General features: G+C 66.1%; 13 protein-coding genes and 1 pseudogene. 7 read left to right on the forward strand and 7 right to left on the reverse strand.

What is annotated here, in order from left to right:
- The first annotated feature begins 20 nt into the window (after positions 1-20).
- On the forward strand, positions 21-1,421 hold the full coding sequence (locus tag JWS14_RS20550) for a sensor histidine kinase (protein ID WP_072943728.1): 1,401 nt from the start codon (positions 21-23) through the stop codon (positions 1,419-1,421).
- On the opposite strand, the gene JWS14_RS20555 is transcribed toward JWS14_RS20550, so the two are convergent.
- Complete coding sequence (locus JWS14_RS20555; RefSeq protein ID WP_206014207.1) at positions 1,378-2,079, reverse strand: response regulator transcription factor; 702 nt, start codon at positions 2,077-2,079, stop codon at positions 1,378-1,380. The genes JWS14_RS20550 and JWS14_RS20555 overlap by 44 nt on opposite strands.
- A gap of 730 nt (positions 2,080-2,809) precedes the next feature.
- On the opposite strand from JWS14_RS20555, the gene JWS14_RS20560 reads away from it, so the two are divergent.
- Positions 2,810-3,511, forward strand: a complete 702-nt coding sequence (locus tag JWS14_RS20560; RefSeq protein ID WP_095865539.1) for an MspA family porin — start codon at positions 2,810-2,812, stop codon at positions 3,509-3,511.
- Positions 3,512-3,601: 90 nt separating this feature from the next.
- On the opposite strand, the gene JWS14_RS20565 is transcribed toward JWS14_RS20560, so the two are convergent.
- The 4 genes from JWS14_RS20565 to JWS14_RS20580 all read right to left on the reverse strand — a co-directional run bounded on the left by JWS14_RS20565 (position 3,602) and on the right by JWS14_RS20580 (position 5,908).
- A complete protein-coding gene (locus JWS14_RS20565; RefSeq protein ID WP_241031418.1) occupies positions 3,602-4,351 on the reverse strand; it encodes a rhomboid-like protein in 750 nt (249 codons plus the stop codon).
- 14 nt (positions 4,352-4,365) lie between these two features.
- The gene (locus JWS14_RS20570) at positions 4,366-4,854 is read right to left on the reverse strand and encodes a sigma factor-like helix-turn-helix DNA-binding protein (RefSeq protein ID WP_072943723.1); all 489 of its coding nucleotides are present in this window, start codon (positions 4,852-4,854) and stop codon (positions 4,366-4,368) included.
- Positions 4,855-4,892: 38 nt separating this feature from the next.
- Positions 4,893-5,204, reverse strand: a complete 312-nt coding sequence (locus JWS14_RS20575) for a hypothetical protein (RefSeq protein WP_206014209.1) — start codon at positions 5,202-5,204, stop codon at positions 4,893-4,895.
- Positions 5,205-5,383: 179 nt separating this feature from the next.
- Entirely contained in the window at positions 5,384-5,908 is a 525-nt protein-coding gene (locus JWS14_RS20580; RefSeq protein ID WP_206014211.1) for a PRC-barrel domain-containing protein, read from the reverse strand.
- A gap of 332 nt (positions 5,909-6,240) precedes the next feature.
- Here JWS14_RS20580 and JWS14_RS20585 point away from each other — a divergent pair, with 332 nt between their 5' ends.
- From JWS14_RS20585 to JWS14_RS20595, 3 genes are all read left to right on the forward strand, one after another.
- Positions 6,241-6,534, forward strand: a complete 294-nt coding sequence (locus JWS14_RS20585; RefSeq protein WP_072943717.1) for a hypothetical protein — start codon at positions 6,241-6,243, stop codon at positions 6,532-6,534.
- A 102-nt stretch (positions 6,535-6,636) separates the two neighbouring features.
- Complete coding sequence (locus JWS14_RS20590; protein WP_241031419.1) at positions 6,637-8,118, forward strand: DUF1254 domain-containing protein; 1,482 nt, start codon at positions 6,637-6,639, stop codon at positions 8,116-8,118.
- Positions 8,119-8,208: 90 nt separating this feature from the next.
- Positions 8,209-10,563 (forward strand): arylsulfatase, encoded by a 2,355-nt coding sequence (locus JWS14_RS20595; RefSeq protein WP_095865545.1) that lies wholly within the window; start codon positions 8,209-8,211, stop codon positions 10,561-10,563.
- A gap of 15 nt (positions 10,564-10,578) precedes the next feature.
- Here JWS14_RS20595 and adhP read toward each other — a convergent pair whose 3' ends face one another.
- Both adhP and JWS14_RS20605 read right to left on the reverse strand, forming a co-directional pair.
- On the reverse strand, positions 10,579-11,604 hold the full coding sequence (adhP, locus tag JWS14_RS20600; protein WP_174705514.1) for an alcohol dehydrogenase AdhP: 1,026 nt from the start codon (positions 11,602-11,604) through the stop codon (positions 10,579-10,581).
- Between the two features lie 103 nt (positions 11,605-11,707).
- Complete coding sequence (locus tag JWS14_RS20605) at positions 11,708-12,238, reverse strand: DUF1269 domain-containing protein (protein WP_072943712.1); 531 nt, start codon at positions 12,236-12,238, stop codon at positions 11,708-11,710.
- 241 nt (positions 12,239-12,479) lie between these two features.
- Between JWS14_RS20605 and JWS14_RS20610 the strand changes: the two genes are divergently transcribed.
- Positions 12,480-15,743, forward strand: coding sequence for a protein kinase domain-containing protein (locus tag JWS14_RS20610; RefSeq protein ID WP_206014212.1), 3,264 nt, complete (start codon positions 12,480-12,482; stop codon positions 15,741-15,743).
- A gap of 196 nt (positions 15,744-15,939) precedes the next feature.
- Positions 15,940-16,119: pseudogene (locus tag JWS14_RS20615) on the forward strand (FAD-dependent oxidoreductase); the annotation flags it as partial.
- Positions 16,120-16,132: the final 13 nt, after the last annotated feature.

The following is a 16,132-nucleotide window of genomic DNA, read 5'->3' on the forward strand; positions in this document are numbered from 1 at the left end:
CGGTGGCGGAGGATGGCCCCATGAACAGCGCACCTGTGTGGCTCATTCCGTCGCGGTGGGGGCTTGCCCTGCGTTCGGCCCTGAGCGCCGGAGCGGTGGTGGCGGTCGCATTGGTGCTCGGCGCCGCAGCCCTGTTGTTCGTGCTGGACCGGACCCTGTTGTCGGCCCTGGACGACGCCGCGACCGGCCGCGCCGCCGACCTCACCGTTGGATTGCGCACCGATTCGCCCGCTGATCTCGACAGCCAGCTCTTCGACACCGACCAACGCATCGCTCTGGTGCAGGTCGTCGACAACGCCGGCGCGGTGGTGCGCTCCTCACAGGATGATCTCGGGCTCCCGGTCACCGTGGTGCGGCCACCGGTAGGCGGTGCACCGGTCCGCAGTCTGGTCTCTCACGAAACAGGCGGCGCAGATCTGCGGACCACCGTGCAAGGGGCGAACGGGGTCGGCGGCGACTACACCGTGATCGTGGCCGCGAGCGAGGAGTCGGTGGAAGCAACCCTGGCCACGGTCGGCGGGCTCGTCGCCGCCGGAGCACCGGTCATCGCCCTCGTCGCGGCGGGAGTGACCTACAAACTGGTGCGCCGATCGCTGGGCTCGGTCGAGCGCATCCGCACCCAGGTCGCCGCGATCTCGACCACCGACCTCGGTGAACGGGTCCCGGTGCCGCGTCCACGCGACGAGATCGCCGCGCTCGCCCGCACGATGAACGACATGCTTGCCCGCATCCAGGCTGGGCACGCGGCCCAGCGGCGGTTCATCGCCGACGCCTCCCACGAGCTGCGCAGCCCGCTGGCCACGCTGACCACCGCCCTCGACGTAGCCGATGCGCGGCCCGAAGTCCTGAACCGCGACCTGGTCCGCGGGACCCTGCGTCCCGAGACCACCCGCATGCAGCTTCTCGTCGACGACCTGGTGCTGCTCGCACGGGCCGACGAGCACGGATTGCCGCTGCGGGTCGCCGACGTCGATCTCGACGACATCGTCGACACCGAAGTCCGCCGCTCCCGCGCCGACACCACCGTCACGGTGACCGCAACGCTCACCCCGGTCCGCATCCGCGGTGACGCCGCCCAGCTGTCCCGGGCGGTGCGCAACCTCGTCGACAACGCCGTCCGATTCGCCGCCACCACCGTGTCCATCGGGGTGTCCCGATCCGGCCGCCAGGCGTGCGTCACCATCGACGACGACGGACCCGGCATTCCCGAGTCCGATCGTGCGCGTGTGTTCGAGCGTTTCGTGCGACTCGACAGCGCCCGCTCCCGCGCTCACGGGGGTTCCGGACTCGGACTGGCGATCGTCGCAGAAATCGTGTCGGCGCATCGGGGTTCGGTGCGCATCGACGCGGCCGAGCACGGCGGGACACGAGTGGTGGTCACGCTTCCGGTGCAGGAGGTGCGTCCGGACAGCCGGTCGTGAGTCGATAACCGACCCCGCGCACCGTGTCGATCGTGCGGGTACCGAACGGGGTGTCGATCTTGCGACGGAGATACCCCACATACACCTCGACGACGTTTTCGTCCCCCGCGTAATTCGCGTCCCACACGTTCCGCAGAATCTCGTTCTTGGTGAGCGCGGTGTCCGGGTTCCGCATCAGGTACTCGAGCAGTCCGTACTCGCGGCGGGTCAACTGCAACTCCTCGGTCCCGCGGGTGACCCGGCGGCGGCCGGGATCGAGGCTCAGGTCCCCGGCGGTGAGTACTACCGGCCGCATGGGTGCGCCGCGCCGGACCAGCGCCCGCAGCCGCGCGACCAGCACGACGTAGGAGAATGGCTTCGTGAGATAGTCGTCGGCGCCGAGGTCGAAGGCGTCGGCCTCGTCGTACTCGCCGTCCTTGGCGGTCAGCATCAGGATCGGCGTCCAGTTCTGCCTGGCCCGGATTTCGCGGACGACCTGATACCCGCTGATCCCCGGCAGCATGATGTCGAGCACGATCACATCGAACGATTCCTCGGTGGCGCGCCAGAGCCCGTCGGGTCCGGTGGCGGCGGTGACGACCACGAATCCTTCCAGCTCGAGGCCGCGACGGACCATCTGGGCCAGCCTGGGTTCATCCTCGACGACCAGCACCCTCATTGCACAGACCTGTGATCGAACACGTGACCACCGTATCCCGGCCAGGACCCGAGATGTCCGAGAGGCCTGATGCCGGAGAAATTCCGGACGCCGAGCCGTTCGTCGAGGTGACTTCGTGTGCCGCGTTCACGGTGACCGTCCTGTTTCTCAACTCCGTTGCCGCGAAGCAGAATTCGGGTGAGCGAGTCCCGTGGGGAGGCAGCGCTGTACCGCGAGCGGTGTGTGCCGAAACTGTGTGGAGAGAAGGCATTTACTGCTCGCGGTGGTGGTGGGACGGTTCCGATATGCGTCTGTTGTGCCCCTTCTGTCGGTTGGGTCCTTCTGTCAACTGGCGAGTATGCACCCGGCATCCTGTGGGAACGCTGAGAGGCGCCGGGCTCGCCCGTCGGAGTCCGGGCGTGTCTGAGACCCCGCTGAGAATCGGCGCTCAGTACTTTCCGGACAACGTTGCGGTGGAATAGCATTCGGATGCTGATGATGATCGATGCAACCGATACGTCAGTGCACCGGGCCCTCATTCCCAGGCGAGAGATGAGCTCCGGTTCGTCGGCTCCCGCCGGCCGCGACCCCAGAGGCCGGCGGGAGCCGTCGGTGTGCGCGCAGGCGGGATGATCCCTGCCGATGTGACCAGGATTCGCGGTTTTCCTTGTATCCCGAGCAGCAGGCCAAATCACCGGTTACCCTCAGCTCCTACGCATTTCGTAGAAAATTCCGAACGAATGGGGTCGGTATGACGAACATCAGCAAATCTCGCTCGAAGTACACCGGTCTTACCCGCGCCCTCGCGGTCGCAGGTGTTGCGGCGCTTGCGATGGTGCTGGGCAATGGTACCGCGTCTGCGGGCGTGGACAATTCGAGTTCCGTTGTCGATGCGAGGGGCAATCGCGTCGAGGTCCTGCAGGGTGACACTCAGTTTCAGGTCGTTCCGCCGCTGGACGGTGTGCCCACGTCGGTCGAGTTCTTTCACAACGGCTACGCCGGGGTGAATATCACCGGGCCGAATGCCGCGGAGTTCAAGGGCACCACACTCACCATCGGTTACCAGATCGGCTATCCGATCGCTCTGTCCGGCGCCACTGTGGTGCTCAACTCGCCGGGTCTCGGATTCGTGATCGGCGCAAGTAACGGAATCGACCTCGGCCTCGTCCCGACACCCTCGCTGAGCCTGAATGCGTCGAACCACGCCGACCTCGCCGGCGACATCATTCCGTCCCAGGAACTGGACATCGATCTGGCACCGGGTGGCATCACCACAGTTCCGCTCCTGGAGAACCAGTCGTTCGACGGTCCGGCGGCATCGGTGCGATTGCAGGGCATACACGGTTCCATCTCGGGCGCGCTCGGGGCAGTCACCATCCGGCCGTACGCGACAGCTGTGACGGCCGGGGGCGATACCGTCACGACCTACGGAGTGCCGCAGAAGCTCAACTAGCAGTTCACGCTTCGTGGCAGACGTTTCGGCCCGCTGCCCGACACCGATCCGCGATCGGTGCCGGGCAGCGGTGTCTGTGGTGACGCCTGCCTACGCGTTGCCGTGCTCTCGGCGAAATCGTCGGGCCGTGTCGGCGGGCGACCAAGTGCCGGTGCGGGCACGGGTCAGCGGGTAGCAGCACAGGCCGATGAGAACGGCGGCGAAGTGGCCGATCGCGGTGAAGGTCAGATGCACGAAGAGGGGTACCGCGAAGAAGGCGAGCACGCCGGCGAGGTAGAGATAGCGCCAGGGCGCCGCGATTCGGTAGGTGAGGATCGCGACCACCCCGGCCAGTCCGTAGCTGACGCCGACGTCGAGGGTGTCGACCGCCGAGGCAGGGACGCGGCCATGACGGATCGCGGCATACAGTGCACCTTCGCTGATGTAGGTGGCACCGATGTGCGCGATCGCCACCACGCACAACCATCGAAGTGTTCCCAGCCACCGCTCCGCCGGCACGTGGAAGATGTTGTAGACGATGAAGTACGTGATCCATCCGCCGCCGGCGAGCCAGAAGGCGCTCGCGATCAGGACTCGAACGGGGTCCTCGGCGAGGTGGTGCAGGTTGGTCGAGCGGTTACCCAATACGTCGTGGAGCACATCCGGCGACAGGTGCCTCGCCACCACAGTCGTGACCAGCAGTATCGCCAGCCAGACGTAGGTGCCGGGTGCCCGCCGGATGTACGTCCAGGCTGCCCGCGGAAACGATCGAAGGTGCGACGAGATGGCGGCGTCCACCGGGGTAAGTATGCGCCGGGTGGTGGTATCGGCGCAGGCACGCCGCTCGACCTCGTTCCGCATCGCGACCCTCCTCATCATCGTCGCGATGGTGGCAGTCGTTCGCGGGGGATGCCGATCTCGCGCAATTTCTGCAGGGCCCGATGCTGGTCGAGCAGCACCTCGGCGGATGTGCGCCCGAGGGAGGTCGCGGTGTCGTCGACGCTCAGTCCCACCACGAGTCGCAGGATCAGGACCTCTCGTTGGGTGCCCGGTAAGGCCGCGAGCGGTCCGGGTTTCCGGGAGGTCGGGTCGGCCGCGCCGGTGCGGTCGATCATCGAGTTCGTAGTCGCCTCGAGGACGCGCAGCAACGGCTGCTGGGGTGGCCTGCGGTGCGGAAATGCGCGCAGCGCCGTCGATGACACCGCTGTCGCGACGGAATCAGCTGTTGTGCTGTCGAGTTCGGCCCGGCAACGTCGGACCAGGATAGGCCAGACGATGTCGAGCAGGTGCCTGGCGGCGTCCCGATCTCCGGTGGCTGCCGTGTCGGCCAGGGTGTCGAGCGCACCGAACGGTGATGATCTCATCGGACCTCAGCTCACTTTCGTGTTCCACTTACCCGGTGTCAGCTGGACCCGAGCAGCCCGGCGAAGGGGTTGGTCGCGAGCAGCCCGGCGAAGGGGTTGGTGGTCGGAGCGGGGGTCTGATTGTCGGTCTGCGGGGGCCAGGGGTCGGTGTCCTGCCAGTTCTCGTGCTGTTTGTCGTGGTGGTTCCCGTCGTGCCGGCCTCGGTCCACCTGAACTTGCGCTGGTGTGGTGGTGGCAGCGAATGCCGGCGCGGTGACCGCGGCCAGCGGAATGGCCGCGAGTGCCGCTGTGACGGCGATTCTCGACAGACGTCGCCGTGTTCCCGTCGTCGTGGAGTGTGTGATCATCATCGATCCTTTCACTGGCAAACCCACCGGGGAGGTGGGTTGGTGCACCCCTGGTCGAGGAGTGCACAATCCCAGTGCAGGCCCGCATCCTGGCGGTCGGCTGGCATGAACCTGTGAATCTCCTGGCAGCATTCAGGGTGTGGGAAAAACGTAGTGGCACAACGTATATCCGCTGACGGCAATTAGGCGGAGGGTTCGACTCGGGTCCAGTCGCGAGTGATTCGTCCCCGGTCGTGGACTCTCCAGTGCGTGCCGATCCGGCGGCGGGGGCAGGTGACGACTCGACTGAGCATCCACTCGCCACCGGTGTTGTCGAGTTCCGCGTCGACGGCGAGGACGAGTTCAGCGGTGCACCGGTCGACGAACCGATGGCCCAGAATGCCGGCGCGTACGAGGATCTCCCCGCTGCGGAGTGCGAACCCACGCGAGCTGATCGCATTGGTCGACAAGGACACCCGACCGCGGGCGAGGCTGCGGATCCGCCAGGTCGGCACGTACACCCGGCGCCCGCCGACCGCGGCCACGATTCCGGTTACCGGTGGGGACTCCTTGCCGCCGTCGACTCGGACGACGATGTCGTCGACGCGACCGACAGACCGGCCGGTACGGGCGATGATCGATTTACCGAGCAACCGCGCCACAGTCACGACCGTCCGCGCCGACCCCGTGGTGGGCGCCGCAGAGGAACTGCGCCGATGGGCATTCATTGCGGTCTACTTCTGTTTCATACCTTGCTGTTTCGTCGATCTATTCTGCGAAATGCCAGGGCTTGGCAGTGTGCGGGGGACTGCCGGGGTGATGCGACCCCATGTGACCAGGCTACGCACGGTCGCCGGGCGATGATCCTGCCCTTCCTGAGTATTCGCTGAGGATCTGAAATGAATGGTCTTGCGTCGGAGTATGTTCGATATGTGCCCCGCTTCGCCCAGTGCTGGGAGCACCCCTCGGTCACGCCTTGCGGCAGGCGGAAGTCCCACATGTGGATGGCGCGCCACGCCGAGGTGGAGTGGGACAGTGGCAGCAACCTCGAGAGGTCGTCATGAATATCGTCAAGAATGTCATCGTGGTCGGATCCGTCGCGGCGGGCTTCGCGCTGGCTGGTCCGGGAATGTCTCTCGCGTCGGCGGCGACGCCCGCGCAGACGGTCGTCAATCAGCCGTCGGCGCCGTCCTCCACGCCGCCCAAGGAACCGACCTGTGGTCCGTTCCAGGACGCCCCGCACTGGGATTTCGACGCGCCGAGCAATCCCCTCGGTGACTGGTGCACGCAGTGGCAAGGGCAGCCGCGGGACACCACCAAGGACGGTGGCGGGGGCACCGTCTTCATGAAATGACGCCGAACCCGCCCCCGGTGTGAATCCTGTTGTGAGGCATGCCGGCGTTTTCACCCGGCACGGGTGATGGCCGGGTGGGCGCCGCGGGGGCACCGTGTTCGGATGGGTACTTCGTTCGACGACGTCGCCAGAGGGTTCACGCCCGCACACGCCGGGCTGGCCCGGTCTGCGGGGGTTCCTGCCGCACTGGCGGGTGAAAGCTATGTGGAGGCCCTCGCCCGCGTCGTCTACTACTGGGGATACCCGGCGGTGGACACGTTCGGCCGCACGTCCATGTGGGACCTCATGGAGGGCAGGGCCGGACTGCAACTCGGCATCCTGCCCGGCGCACCGAAGAACCGCACCGGTGCGCTGGCCGACTACATGAGTCCGGCGCAGCGGTGGGTGGTCTCGCCGAACAACGACACGATCTACGGTGTCGGGTTCGCCGATCTGACCCGGGACGCCGTAGTCGTCCAGACGCCGACCGACGTTCCCGCCAGACACTACTGGACCGTCCAGATCGTCGACGTACTCACCAACGTCATCCACCAACTGGGCTCGGCCGCAGGCACACCCGGCGGTAAGTTCCTGCTCGTCGGACCCGCCTGGGAGGGGCACGAGGCCGCGGAATTCGTGAGCGTCCTGCGGATGCCTACCAACGTGGCCGCGGTGATTCCGCGCAGCTTCGCCGCGCACTCGGAGGAATCCAAGCAGCAGGCCCGCGTCGTCCTCGACCAGATCGGGATGTATCCCCTCGACGAGGATCAGCCCGGGCAACGATCGTTCGGATACGAGGCCGACGCCGCCACTGCCATCTTTCCCCCGGGCCTCACCGCCGAGATGCTCGCGGCGAATCCGGACGCCAGCAGGCCGCAATGGGTCAAGCCGGAATCGTTCTGGGCCGATCTCGGCGCGATGCTCGACTTCAATCCCCGGATGAGTGACTCCGACACCCCGATGGCCGATCAAGCGCGCACACTCGTCGCGTTGCACCGATCCGACGAGTCGTACCGCGCGCTCCTCGACCGTGCCGCGCTCAGCGCCGACGTCGCCCTCCATGCGTCTGCGACCTACGTCCAGGTCGGCGTGGACGTCGGCAACGGGTGGCAGCGCCAACGCAACGGCGGTGTGTGGGGTACCGACTGGTTCGGCCGGGCCCTCGCCTCGGTGATCTACATCTACGTCAACGACTTCCACGAGGCGGTCTACCTGATCCGGGGCACCGACAGCGCCGGTGGTCTCCTCCACGGCCGCGAGCAGTACACGATGACGTTCGCCGAGAACGCCCTGCCACCGGTCGACCGAAGCCGTGGCGGGTTCTGGTCGTTGACCATGTACGACAAGGACGCTTTCATGCTCGCCGGTGCCCCCGGTGGGCGTGTCAATCTCGGCACCGTCGACCTCGACGCCGGCGACCTCGTGTTCCGCGACGGGACACTCACTGTGCACCTGTCGCACGAGGAGCCCAGTGACCCTGCTGCACGGGCGAATTGGCTCCCCGCGCCCGACGGTGAGTTCTGTCTGATCATCCGTGCGTACGTCCCCGACCGGACCATCCTCGACGACTCCTACCAGTTCCCGGACGTCATCCGAAAACAGTAGGCGGGTTCGGGTTCACCCGTGTCGGGTGAGGTGTGTGAGCGCACGAGTGTCGAGGCTGTCAGCAGGAGTATAGGCGAGGAGAGGCGCATCATGGTCAAGCCATTTCGCGGTGTTGTCAACGTCGATATCCGGGATTCGGTCCCGGATTGGACGCCGTTCGAGCCCCCTCGGGCCCCTGACGGAGCGCCGAACGTGCTCTACATCGTGCTCGACGACGTCGGATTCTCGGCAATGGGATGTTACGGCGGGCCGATCGAGACGCCGAACATCGATCGGATCGCTGCGAAGGGGGTTCGGTACACGCAGTGGCACACCACGGCGCTGTGCTCGCCCACGCGGTCCTGTTTGCTGACCGGGCGAAACCACACGCGTAACAGCATGGCCTGCATCACGGAGGCGTCGATCGGATTCCCCAATGCGAGTGGCACGATCCCGCCGGAGAACGGCATGCTCTCGGAGATCCTCGGCGAGCGGGGTTGGAACACATACATGGTGGGCAAATGGCACCTGTGCCCGACGGACGAGATGAACCTGGCGGCGACCCGCCGAAACTGGCCGAGCGGGCGTGGTTTCGAGCGCTGGTACGGGTTCCTCGGTGCGGAGACCAACCAGTGGTATCCGGATCTGGTCTACGACAACCACCCGGTCGACCAGCCCAGTTCGCCGGAGGACGGTTACCACCTCACCGACGACATCACCGACAAGGCGCTCGAGTTCATCAAGGACGCCAAGGTGATCGCGCCGGAGAAGCCGTTCTTCCTCTACTACGCGCCCGGTGCGTGTCACGCTCCGCATCACGCCCCGGAGGAGTGGATCGCGAAGTTCGAGGGCAAGTTCGACATGGGTTACGACGCGGTCCGTGAGCAGACCCTTGCCCGGCAGAAGGAGATGGGCATCGTCGCGGCGGACACCGAGCTGCCGCCGATCAATCCGATCGGCACCCCCGACACCCGGTCGGGACCCGAGGGGCAGCCGTTCCCGGAACTCGACTACACCCGCCCGTGGGACACGCTCAACGACGACGAGAAGCGGCTGTTCGCGCGGATGGCCGAGGTCTACGCGGGTTTCCTGGCCCACGCCGATCATCACATCGGGCGGGTGCTCGACTATCTCGAGCAGAACGACGAGTTGGAGAACACCGTGATCGTGGTCGTCTCCGACAACGGCGCGAGTGGTGAGGGCGGCCCGAACGGCTCCGTCAACGAGATGAAGTTCGCCAACGGCATCCCGGACGACCTCGCGGAGAACCTCTCGAAGCTCGACGATCTCGGCGGACCCAAGACGTACAACCACTACCCGAACGGTTGGGCGATGGCGTTCAACACCCCGTTCAAGATGTGGAAGCGCTACGAGTTCAACGGCGGCACCGCGGACCCGTGCATCATCTCGTGGCCGGCCGGAACGAAGGCGCGGGACGAGATCCGTGACCAGTACCATCACGCGATCGACATCGTGCCGACGCTCCTGGACCTGATCGGCGTCGAACCACCCGAGACCATCAAGGGCCATACCCAGGCCCAGTTCGACGGCGTCAGCATGCGGGGCACGTTCGAGGACAAGTCCGCGCCCTCGGCGCGCCGGACCCAGTTCTACTCGATGCTCGGCTCGCGATCGATCTGGCACGAGGGTTGGAAGGCCGTCACGACGCACCCGACCATCGCCGGGTGGGGCCACTTCAACGAAGACGAGTGGGAGCTCTACCACACCGATGTCGACCGGGCAGAGGTGAACAACCTGGCGTCGGAGCACCCGGACAAGCTGCGGGAATTGGTGAACATCTGGTTCGCCGAGGCCGGCGCGAACCTGGCGTTTCCACTCGACGATCGATCGGGTGTCGAAATCATGGGCACGCCCCGCCCCCAACTGGCCGCTGCCCGCGACCGGTACGTGTACTACCCGGACGTGGCCGCGGTGTCCGAATGGCAAGCGGTCAACACCCGCGGGCGGTCCTTCGTGATCGGGGCGCTCGTCGACATCCCCGAGCCGGGCGCCGAGGGCGTGCTCTTCGCGATCGGATCCCGCTTCGGCGGGCACGCACTGTACGTGAAGGACAACCGACTGCACTACGTCAACAACTTCGTGGGCAGCGACGAACAGATGATCGTCGGCTCCGAGGACGTCCCCACCGGCACCGACCTGATTCTGTCCGCGTCCTTCGACAAGGACGAGCAGGAACCTGCCGCCACCTTGGGAACACTGTCCCTCTTCCATGGGGATCGGAAGGTCGGCGAGGGCCGGATCAGAACTCAGATGGGGGCGTTCGCGATCGCCGGTGCGGGGCTGTACGTCGGCAGGCACCCGGGCGAGCCGATCACCGACGACTACCCCGGCGAATCACCCCATCGTTTCACCGGCGGCACGATCAACCGGGTCGCGATCGACGTCAGCGGTGAACCGTACCTCGACCTCGAGCGGGAAGCCGCCCTGATGCTGATGCGGGAATAGAGGACTTGACCGCATTCATGCGAATTGCAGCACGATACGGCCGTCGACCGTGCCCTGGCGCAACTCGTCGAAGACGTCGTTGATCTCGTCGAGTCTGCGGGTGTGCACGGTCGGATGAATCTTCCCGCGCGTATAGAAGTCGAGTGCCTCGCGCATGTCCTGCCGAGTGCCGACGATCGACCCCCGAATGGTCAGCCCCTTGAGGACGGTGTCGAAGATCGGAGCGGGAAAATCCCCGGGTGGCAGACCAATGAAAGTGATCGTCCCACCCCGCCGGGCCATTGCGATGGCCTGCCCGAACGCGGCAGGATGCACGGCCGTGACCAGCACGCCGTCGGTTCCGCCGGTCGCCGCTTGAATTCGAGCGGCCGGATCCTCCTTGGTCGCATTCACGAGGACTTCCGCGCCGAGGTTCCGGGCGAGTTCGAGCTTCGAATCCGACACGTCGACGGCGGCCACCCTGAACCCCATCGCCACCGCGTACTGGACCGCGACGTGACCGAGGCCTCCGATTCCCGAGATCGTCACCCACTGACCCGGCTCGAGGTCGGTGACCTTCAGTGCCTTGTACACCGTCACACCGGCGCAGAGTATCGGCGCCACCTCCACCGGGTCGGAACCGTCCGGAATGCGCGCCGCGAAGCGCGAGTCCACCAGCATGTATTCGGCGAAGGATCCGTTGATCGAGTATCCGCCATTGATCTGCTTCTCACACAAGGTTTCCCAACCCGTGCGGCAGTACCGGCAGTCCAGACAGGCCGACCACAGCCAGGCATTCCCGACCCGCTCGCCGATCTCGAGGTCGGCCACACCCTCGCCCAGTTCAACGACCGTCCCATAGCCCTCGTGGCCGGGGACGAACGGTGGGGCGGGCTTGACCGGCCAGTCTCCGTCCGCGGCGTGGAGGTCGGTGTGGCAAACACCGGTCGTCTCGACCTTCACCAGCGCTTGATGGCGGCCCGGCGTCGGAATCGGCACCTCTTCTATGGTCAGCGGCCGTCCGAATTCTTTGACGACCGCGGCCTTCATCGTGCTGGTCATGGGGCCTCCTTGCGTCTGTGGTGCACACTACGAGCGGGGGTGCCACTACGGTGGGTCGGCTGCGCCGGATGCCACGCGGAATACGCGGTTCAGGCGCCGGATCTCAGGATTTGGACGCCTCGTCGATCTCCTTGCCGACCCGCTCCGTGTCCGCCTCGAGCTGCTTCTTTGTCACCTTGGATGCGCGTTCGAGCGCCTTCTCGACCCGCGCCTCGAGGTCCGTCGCCGCAACGACGATCAGTCCGCTGTCCCCGTCGTCGAGTAGCTCACCCACGTCCTTGAGGTCGGAGCGGCTCATCCCGGCGGCGACGTGCCCGCCGAGTGCCCCGAGACCGGCGCCGCCGGCACCGCCCAGCAACAACCCGGCACCGAGCCCGACGGCCGGGAACAGGGCAACCAGTGCACCTCCAACCAGGCCGATGCCGAGCCCACCCCACGCTCCCTGCCGGGTCGGCTGCTCATGTTTCTTGACGATCTTGACCTTGCCAGTTTCGGTCCGGGTGATGACGGCCGCATCGTAGGTATCGATCAGGTCCGCCTCGACGTAGAGATCGTGCACGGCGTCGTAGTCGGCGATCGCTGCGTCTTGCGAGTCATAGACCGCCGCGAGTAGGGCGAATGTATCGAGGGCCATGATTTCCTCCGATGGGTTGGTTGACGGTGGACCCGCTTCCAGCCTCGGCACCCGCGGTCCCGCTCGCATCGCCCAAAACGGGTGATCACCGGCGTGTCGTCGGCGCGCAGCGAGCGCTCACGATGTCTCCGCCGCGCAAACGTCACCGCTGTTGCCCGTCGTCGGCGATATCCTGGGGAGGCGTCCTCGAGAGGTAAGTGGTGCTGAACCGGCGACATGGCTCGGATGAATCGACCTAGCAGTGGCCGATGACGATCCGTTCGAGACCCAACGCGATGTGGACCCGACGGCCACCGCGCAGTTGAGTGCGGACGGATTCGACGACGCCCGGGAGATCGGGCGCGGTGGCTTCGGCGTCGTCTACCGGTGCACGCAGGCCACGCTCGACCGGACCGTAGCCGTCAAGGTTCTGACCACGGATCTCGCGAAGGAGAATCGGGAACGATTCTTCCGGGAACAGCGGGCGATGGGTCGTCTGACCGGCCACCCGAACATTGTGACCGTGCTCGAAGTCGGCATCACGGGAAGCGGTGATCCGTTTCTCGTGATGCCCTACCACCCGCAGGGCTCCCTGGACACTCGTATCCGACGGCACGGTCCGCTGTCGGTGGACGAGGTGCTGCACCTCGGGGTCAAGCTCGCTGGTGCACTCGAGACCGCACACCGGCAGGGCATCGTCCACCGTGACGTGAAACCCGCAAACGTCCTCCTCACCGAATACGGCGAGCCGGCTCTCACGGACTTCGGGATCGCCCACATGTCCGGGGGCTTCGAAACCGCGACGGGCATCGTCACGGGTTCGCCCGCGTTCACCGCGCCCGAGGTCCTCGGCGGCGCGTCCGCGAGCCCGGCGTCGGATATCTACGGGCTGGGTGCGACCCTGTTCTGTGCGATCACCGGGCACGCAGCGTTCGAGCGGCGCAGCGGCGAACAGTTGGTGGCCCAGTTCGTCCGCATCACCACCGAACCGACACCGGACCTTCGGGAGCAGGGGATCGCGGACGACGTCACCGCCGTGATCGAGCAGGCAATGGCCCGCCGACCCGAGGACCGGCCACCCTCTGCCGCCGCATTCGGTGAGAAGCTGCGCGACGTCCAGCTTGGCCGTGGTGTGCCCGTCGACGTCATGGCTCTGCACGCATCGCCGACCACCGCCGCCCCGGACCCGGCGGACACTCCACGGCGAACACCGCTCGGTCCCTCCGCTCATCGGACGGGAAATCTCCCGCTGGAATTGACCAGCTTCGTCGGGCGCAGGCACGAACTCACCGAGGCGAAAAATCTACTGGCAGCATCGCGGCTGCTGACGCTGACCGGAATAGGCGGAGTCGGGAAGACCCGTCTGGCGATACGCGTCGCTACGGCAATGCAGCGCGAATTCGCCGACGGGGCATGGCTCGTCGAACTCGGGGAGGTCCGCGACCCGTCTCTGGTGATCGACGTCGTCGCCACCACCCTCGGATTGCGTGACCAGACGGCTCGGTCTCTTCGTGAAGTCCTGCTGGACTTCCTCTCTTCGCGAGAACTTCTGCTGATACTGGACAATTGCGAACAAGTGGTCGATGCCGTGGCGGACCTCGCGACGACACTGTTGCAACAGAGCCCCCGCCTGCGTGTTCTCGCGACCAGCCGGGAACCCCTGACAATCGGCGGTGAAGCGACCTTGCGCGTCCCACCGCTGGCGGTCCCCGACCCGGATCGCGAGCCGTCACTCCAGGGTCTTCCCCGCTACGACGCCGTGTCGCTGTTCACCGAACGCGCCACCGCCGCGGTACCGGCCTTTGCCCTGACCGAGACGAACAAGACCGCGGTGACCCGAATCTGCCGCCGACTGGACGGGTTGCCGCTACCGATCGAACTGGCGGCGGCGCGGTTGCGGGCGATGTCGCCCGAGCAGATCCTGCAACGCCTGAGCGACCGCTATGCGTTGCTGACACGCGGAAGCCGCGGGGCACCGTCGCGCCAGCAGACGTTGAGGTTGTGCCTCGATTGGAGCTACGAACTCTGCACCGTGCGAGAGCAACGCGCATGGGAACAACTGTCGGTATTCGCGGGTAGCTTCGAACTGGATGCGGCAGAACAGGTATGCGGTGCAGACAGCGACGCACAGGACCTCCTGGACGCGGTGGCATCGCTCGTCGACAAGTCGATCCTGAACCGGGAGGACCAGGGCGTCACGGTGCGATACCGGCTGCTCGAGACTCTCCGCGACTACGGCCGGGAAAAGGCTCAGCAGACCGGCGACTATTCGGACCTGCGTCGTCGGCACCGGGATTGGTATCGCCAGCTGGCCCGGACCGCTGAAGCCGAGTTCATAGGCCCTCGGCAGATCGAATGGCTCTCCCGGTTCAGTCGCGAGCAGCCGAACTTGCGGGATGCCATGGAATTCTGCCTGACCGAGGGCGACGTCGAGGAAGGTTTGCAGATCGCGACCGCCTCGTCCCTGCTGTGGAGTACGCGCGGTCTGCTCAGCGAGACACGGCGCTGGCTCGACCGATTCCTCTCGTCACCGAATCTGCCGCCGACGATCGTGACGGTCAAAGCGCTCTACGCCAACTGCCTGATGGCCGAACAGCAACGGGACCATCAGCGAGGTGCTGCCCTCGTCGAGCAGGCGCATGCCCTTGCCGACCATGTGCCCGATCCCGTCGCGCGCGCCATCGTCGATCACGCGGACGGCGTCTTCGGGATCTTCAACGGTGATCTCGTGCGCGCGTGTACCGGTTTCGAGCGGGCCCTCACTGTGCTTCGAGAAGCGGAGCGCGAGTTGGTCATACACGTCGAGACGCTCACGTTGCTCGGTCTGACTTACGAGCTGCTCGACGACGATCCTGGCCGGGCGGTCGACTGCTACGAGGAAGCCCTCTCGATCACCGATCGCCACGGCGAATCCGTGTACCGGGCCTACGTCCTGTGGGTCATGGCGGTTGCGCAGTGGCGACAGGGCGAACGGCGTCGTGCAACCGAATTGCTCGAGGAGGGGCTGCGGCTCAGCCGTCTCGTCGACGATCCGGTCAATTGCGCAAACAGCCTCGAAGCTCTCGCGTGGATCGCCGGCGGCAGTGATCCCGAGCGCGCCGGCATTTTGATGGGAGCCGCCGAAGCCATTGGTCACGCAGTGGGAAGTTCCTCGGTTTTCGTCCCCGACCTGCTCGTTCATCACGACGAGTGCGAACGGGTCGTCCGCGGGGCGCTCACCGAGAACGCCTACGAGCAGGCGCAGCAACAAGGCCGGAAGATGGATCTCGACTCGGCCGTCTCGTACGCACTCGGCGAACGGCTCCAGAAAGATTCCGGACCCTCCGGATCGGTGAAACTGACGAAACGTGAACGACAGGTCGCCGAGCTGATCGCCGAGGGGCTGACCAACAAGGCCATCGCCGCCCGGCTCGTGATCTCACAACGCACCGCGCAGGGACACGTCGAACACATACTCACCAAACTCGGATTCAACTCGCGAGCCCAGGTCGCGGCCTGGGTCGTGGAGGAGCGGCAATCGACCTGACCTCTGCCTCCACCGTGTCGACGACGAATGCGATCACTGCGTTCGGCCCACTGCTGCACGATCGCGTCCGGTGGCCGGTCAGCGGCGGTTCACCAGCCGAATGGGTTACGGTCCGTGCCGGGCATCCACGGTCGAATGGCCACACCGAGCAGAGTACTGAAGTCCCAGGCCGAGACGGGATCACCAGCTGCTTGCCTACGGCGGCCGACTCGGTGCGGGCGTGTGGACGCAGTACGGTGCCGCCCTGTCCGATCCCATCGGGCGTGTGCACCGGGCAGGCGCGGAAACCTCCGACACCTGGAACGGCTACATGGACGGGGCGATTCGGTCCGGCTACCGAGCCGCGGCCGAAGTGCTGGCACAACTGAACTCGTGAGGCCGGCCGGGAT

Source organism: Rhodococcus koreensis (assembly GCF_017068375.1).
Classification (GTDB): Bacteria; Actinomycetota; Actinomycetes; order Mycobacteriales; family Mycobacteriaceae; genus Rhodococcus_F; species Rhodococcus_F koreensis.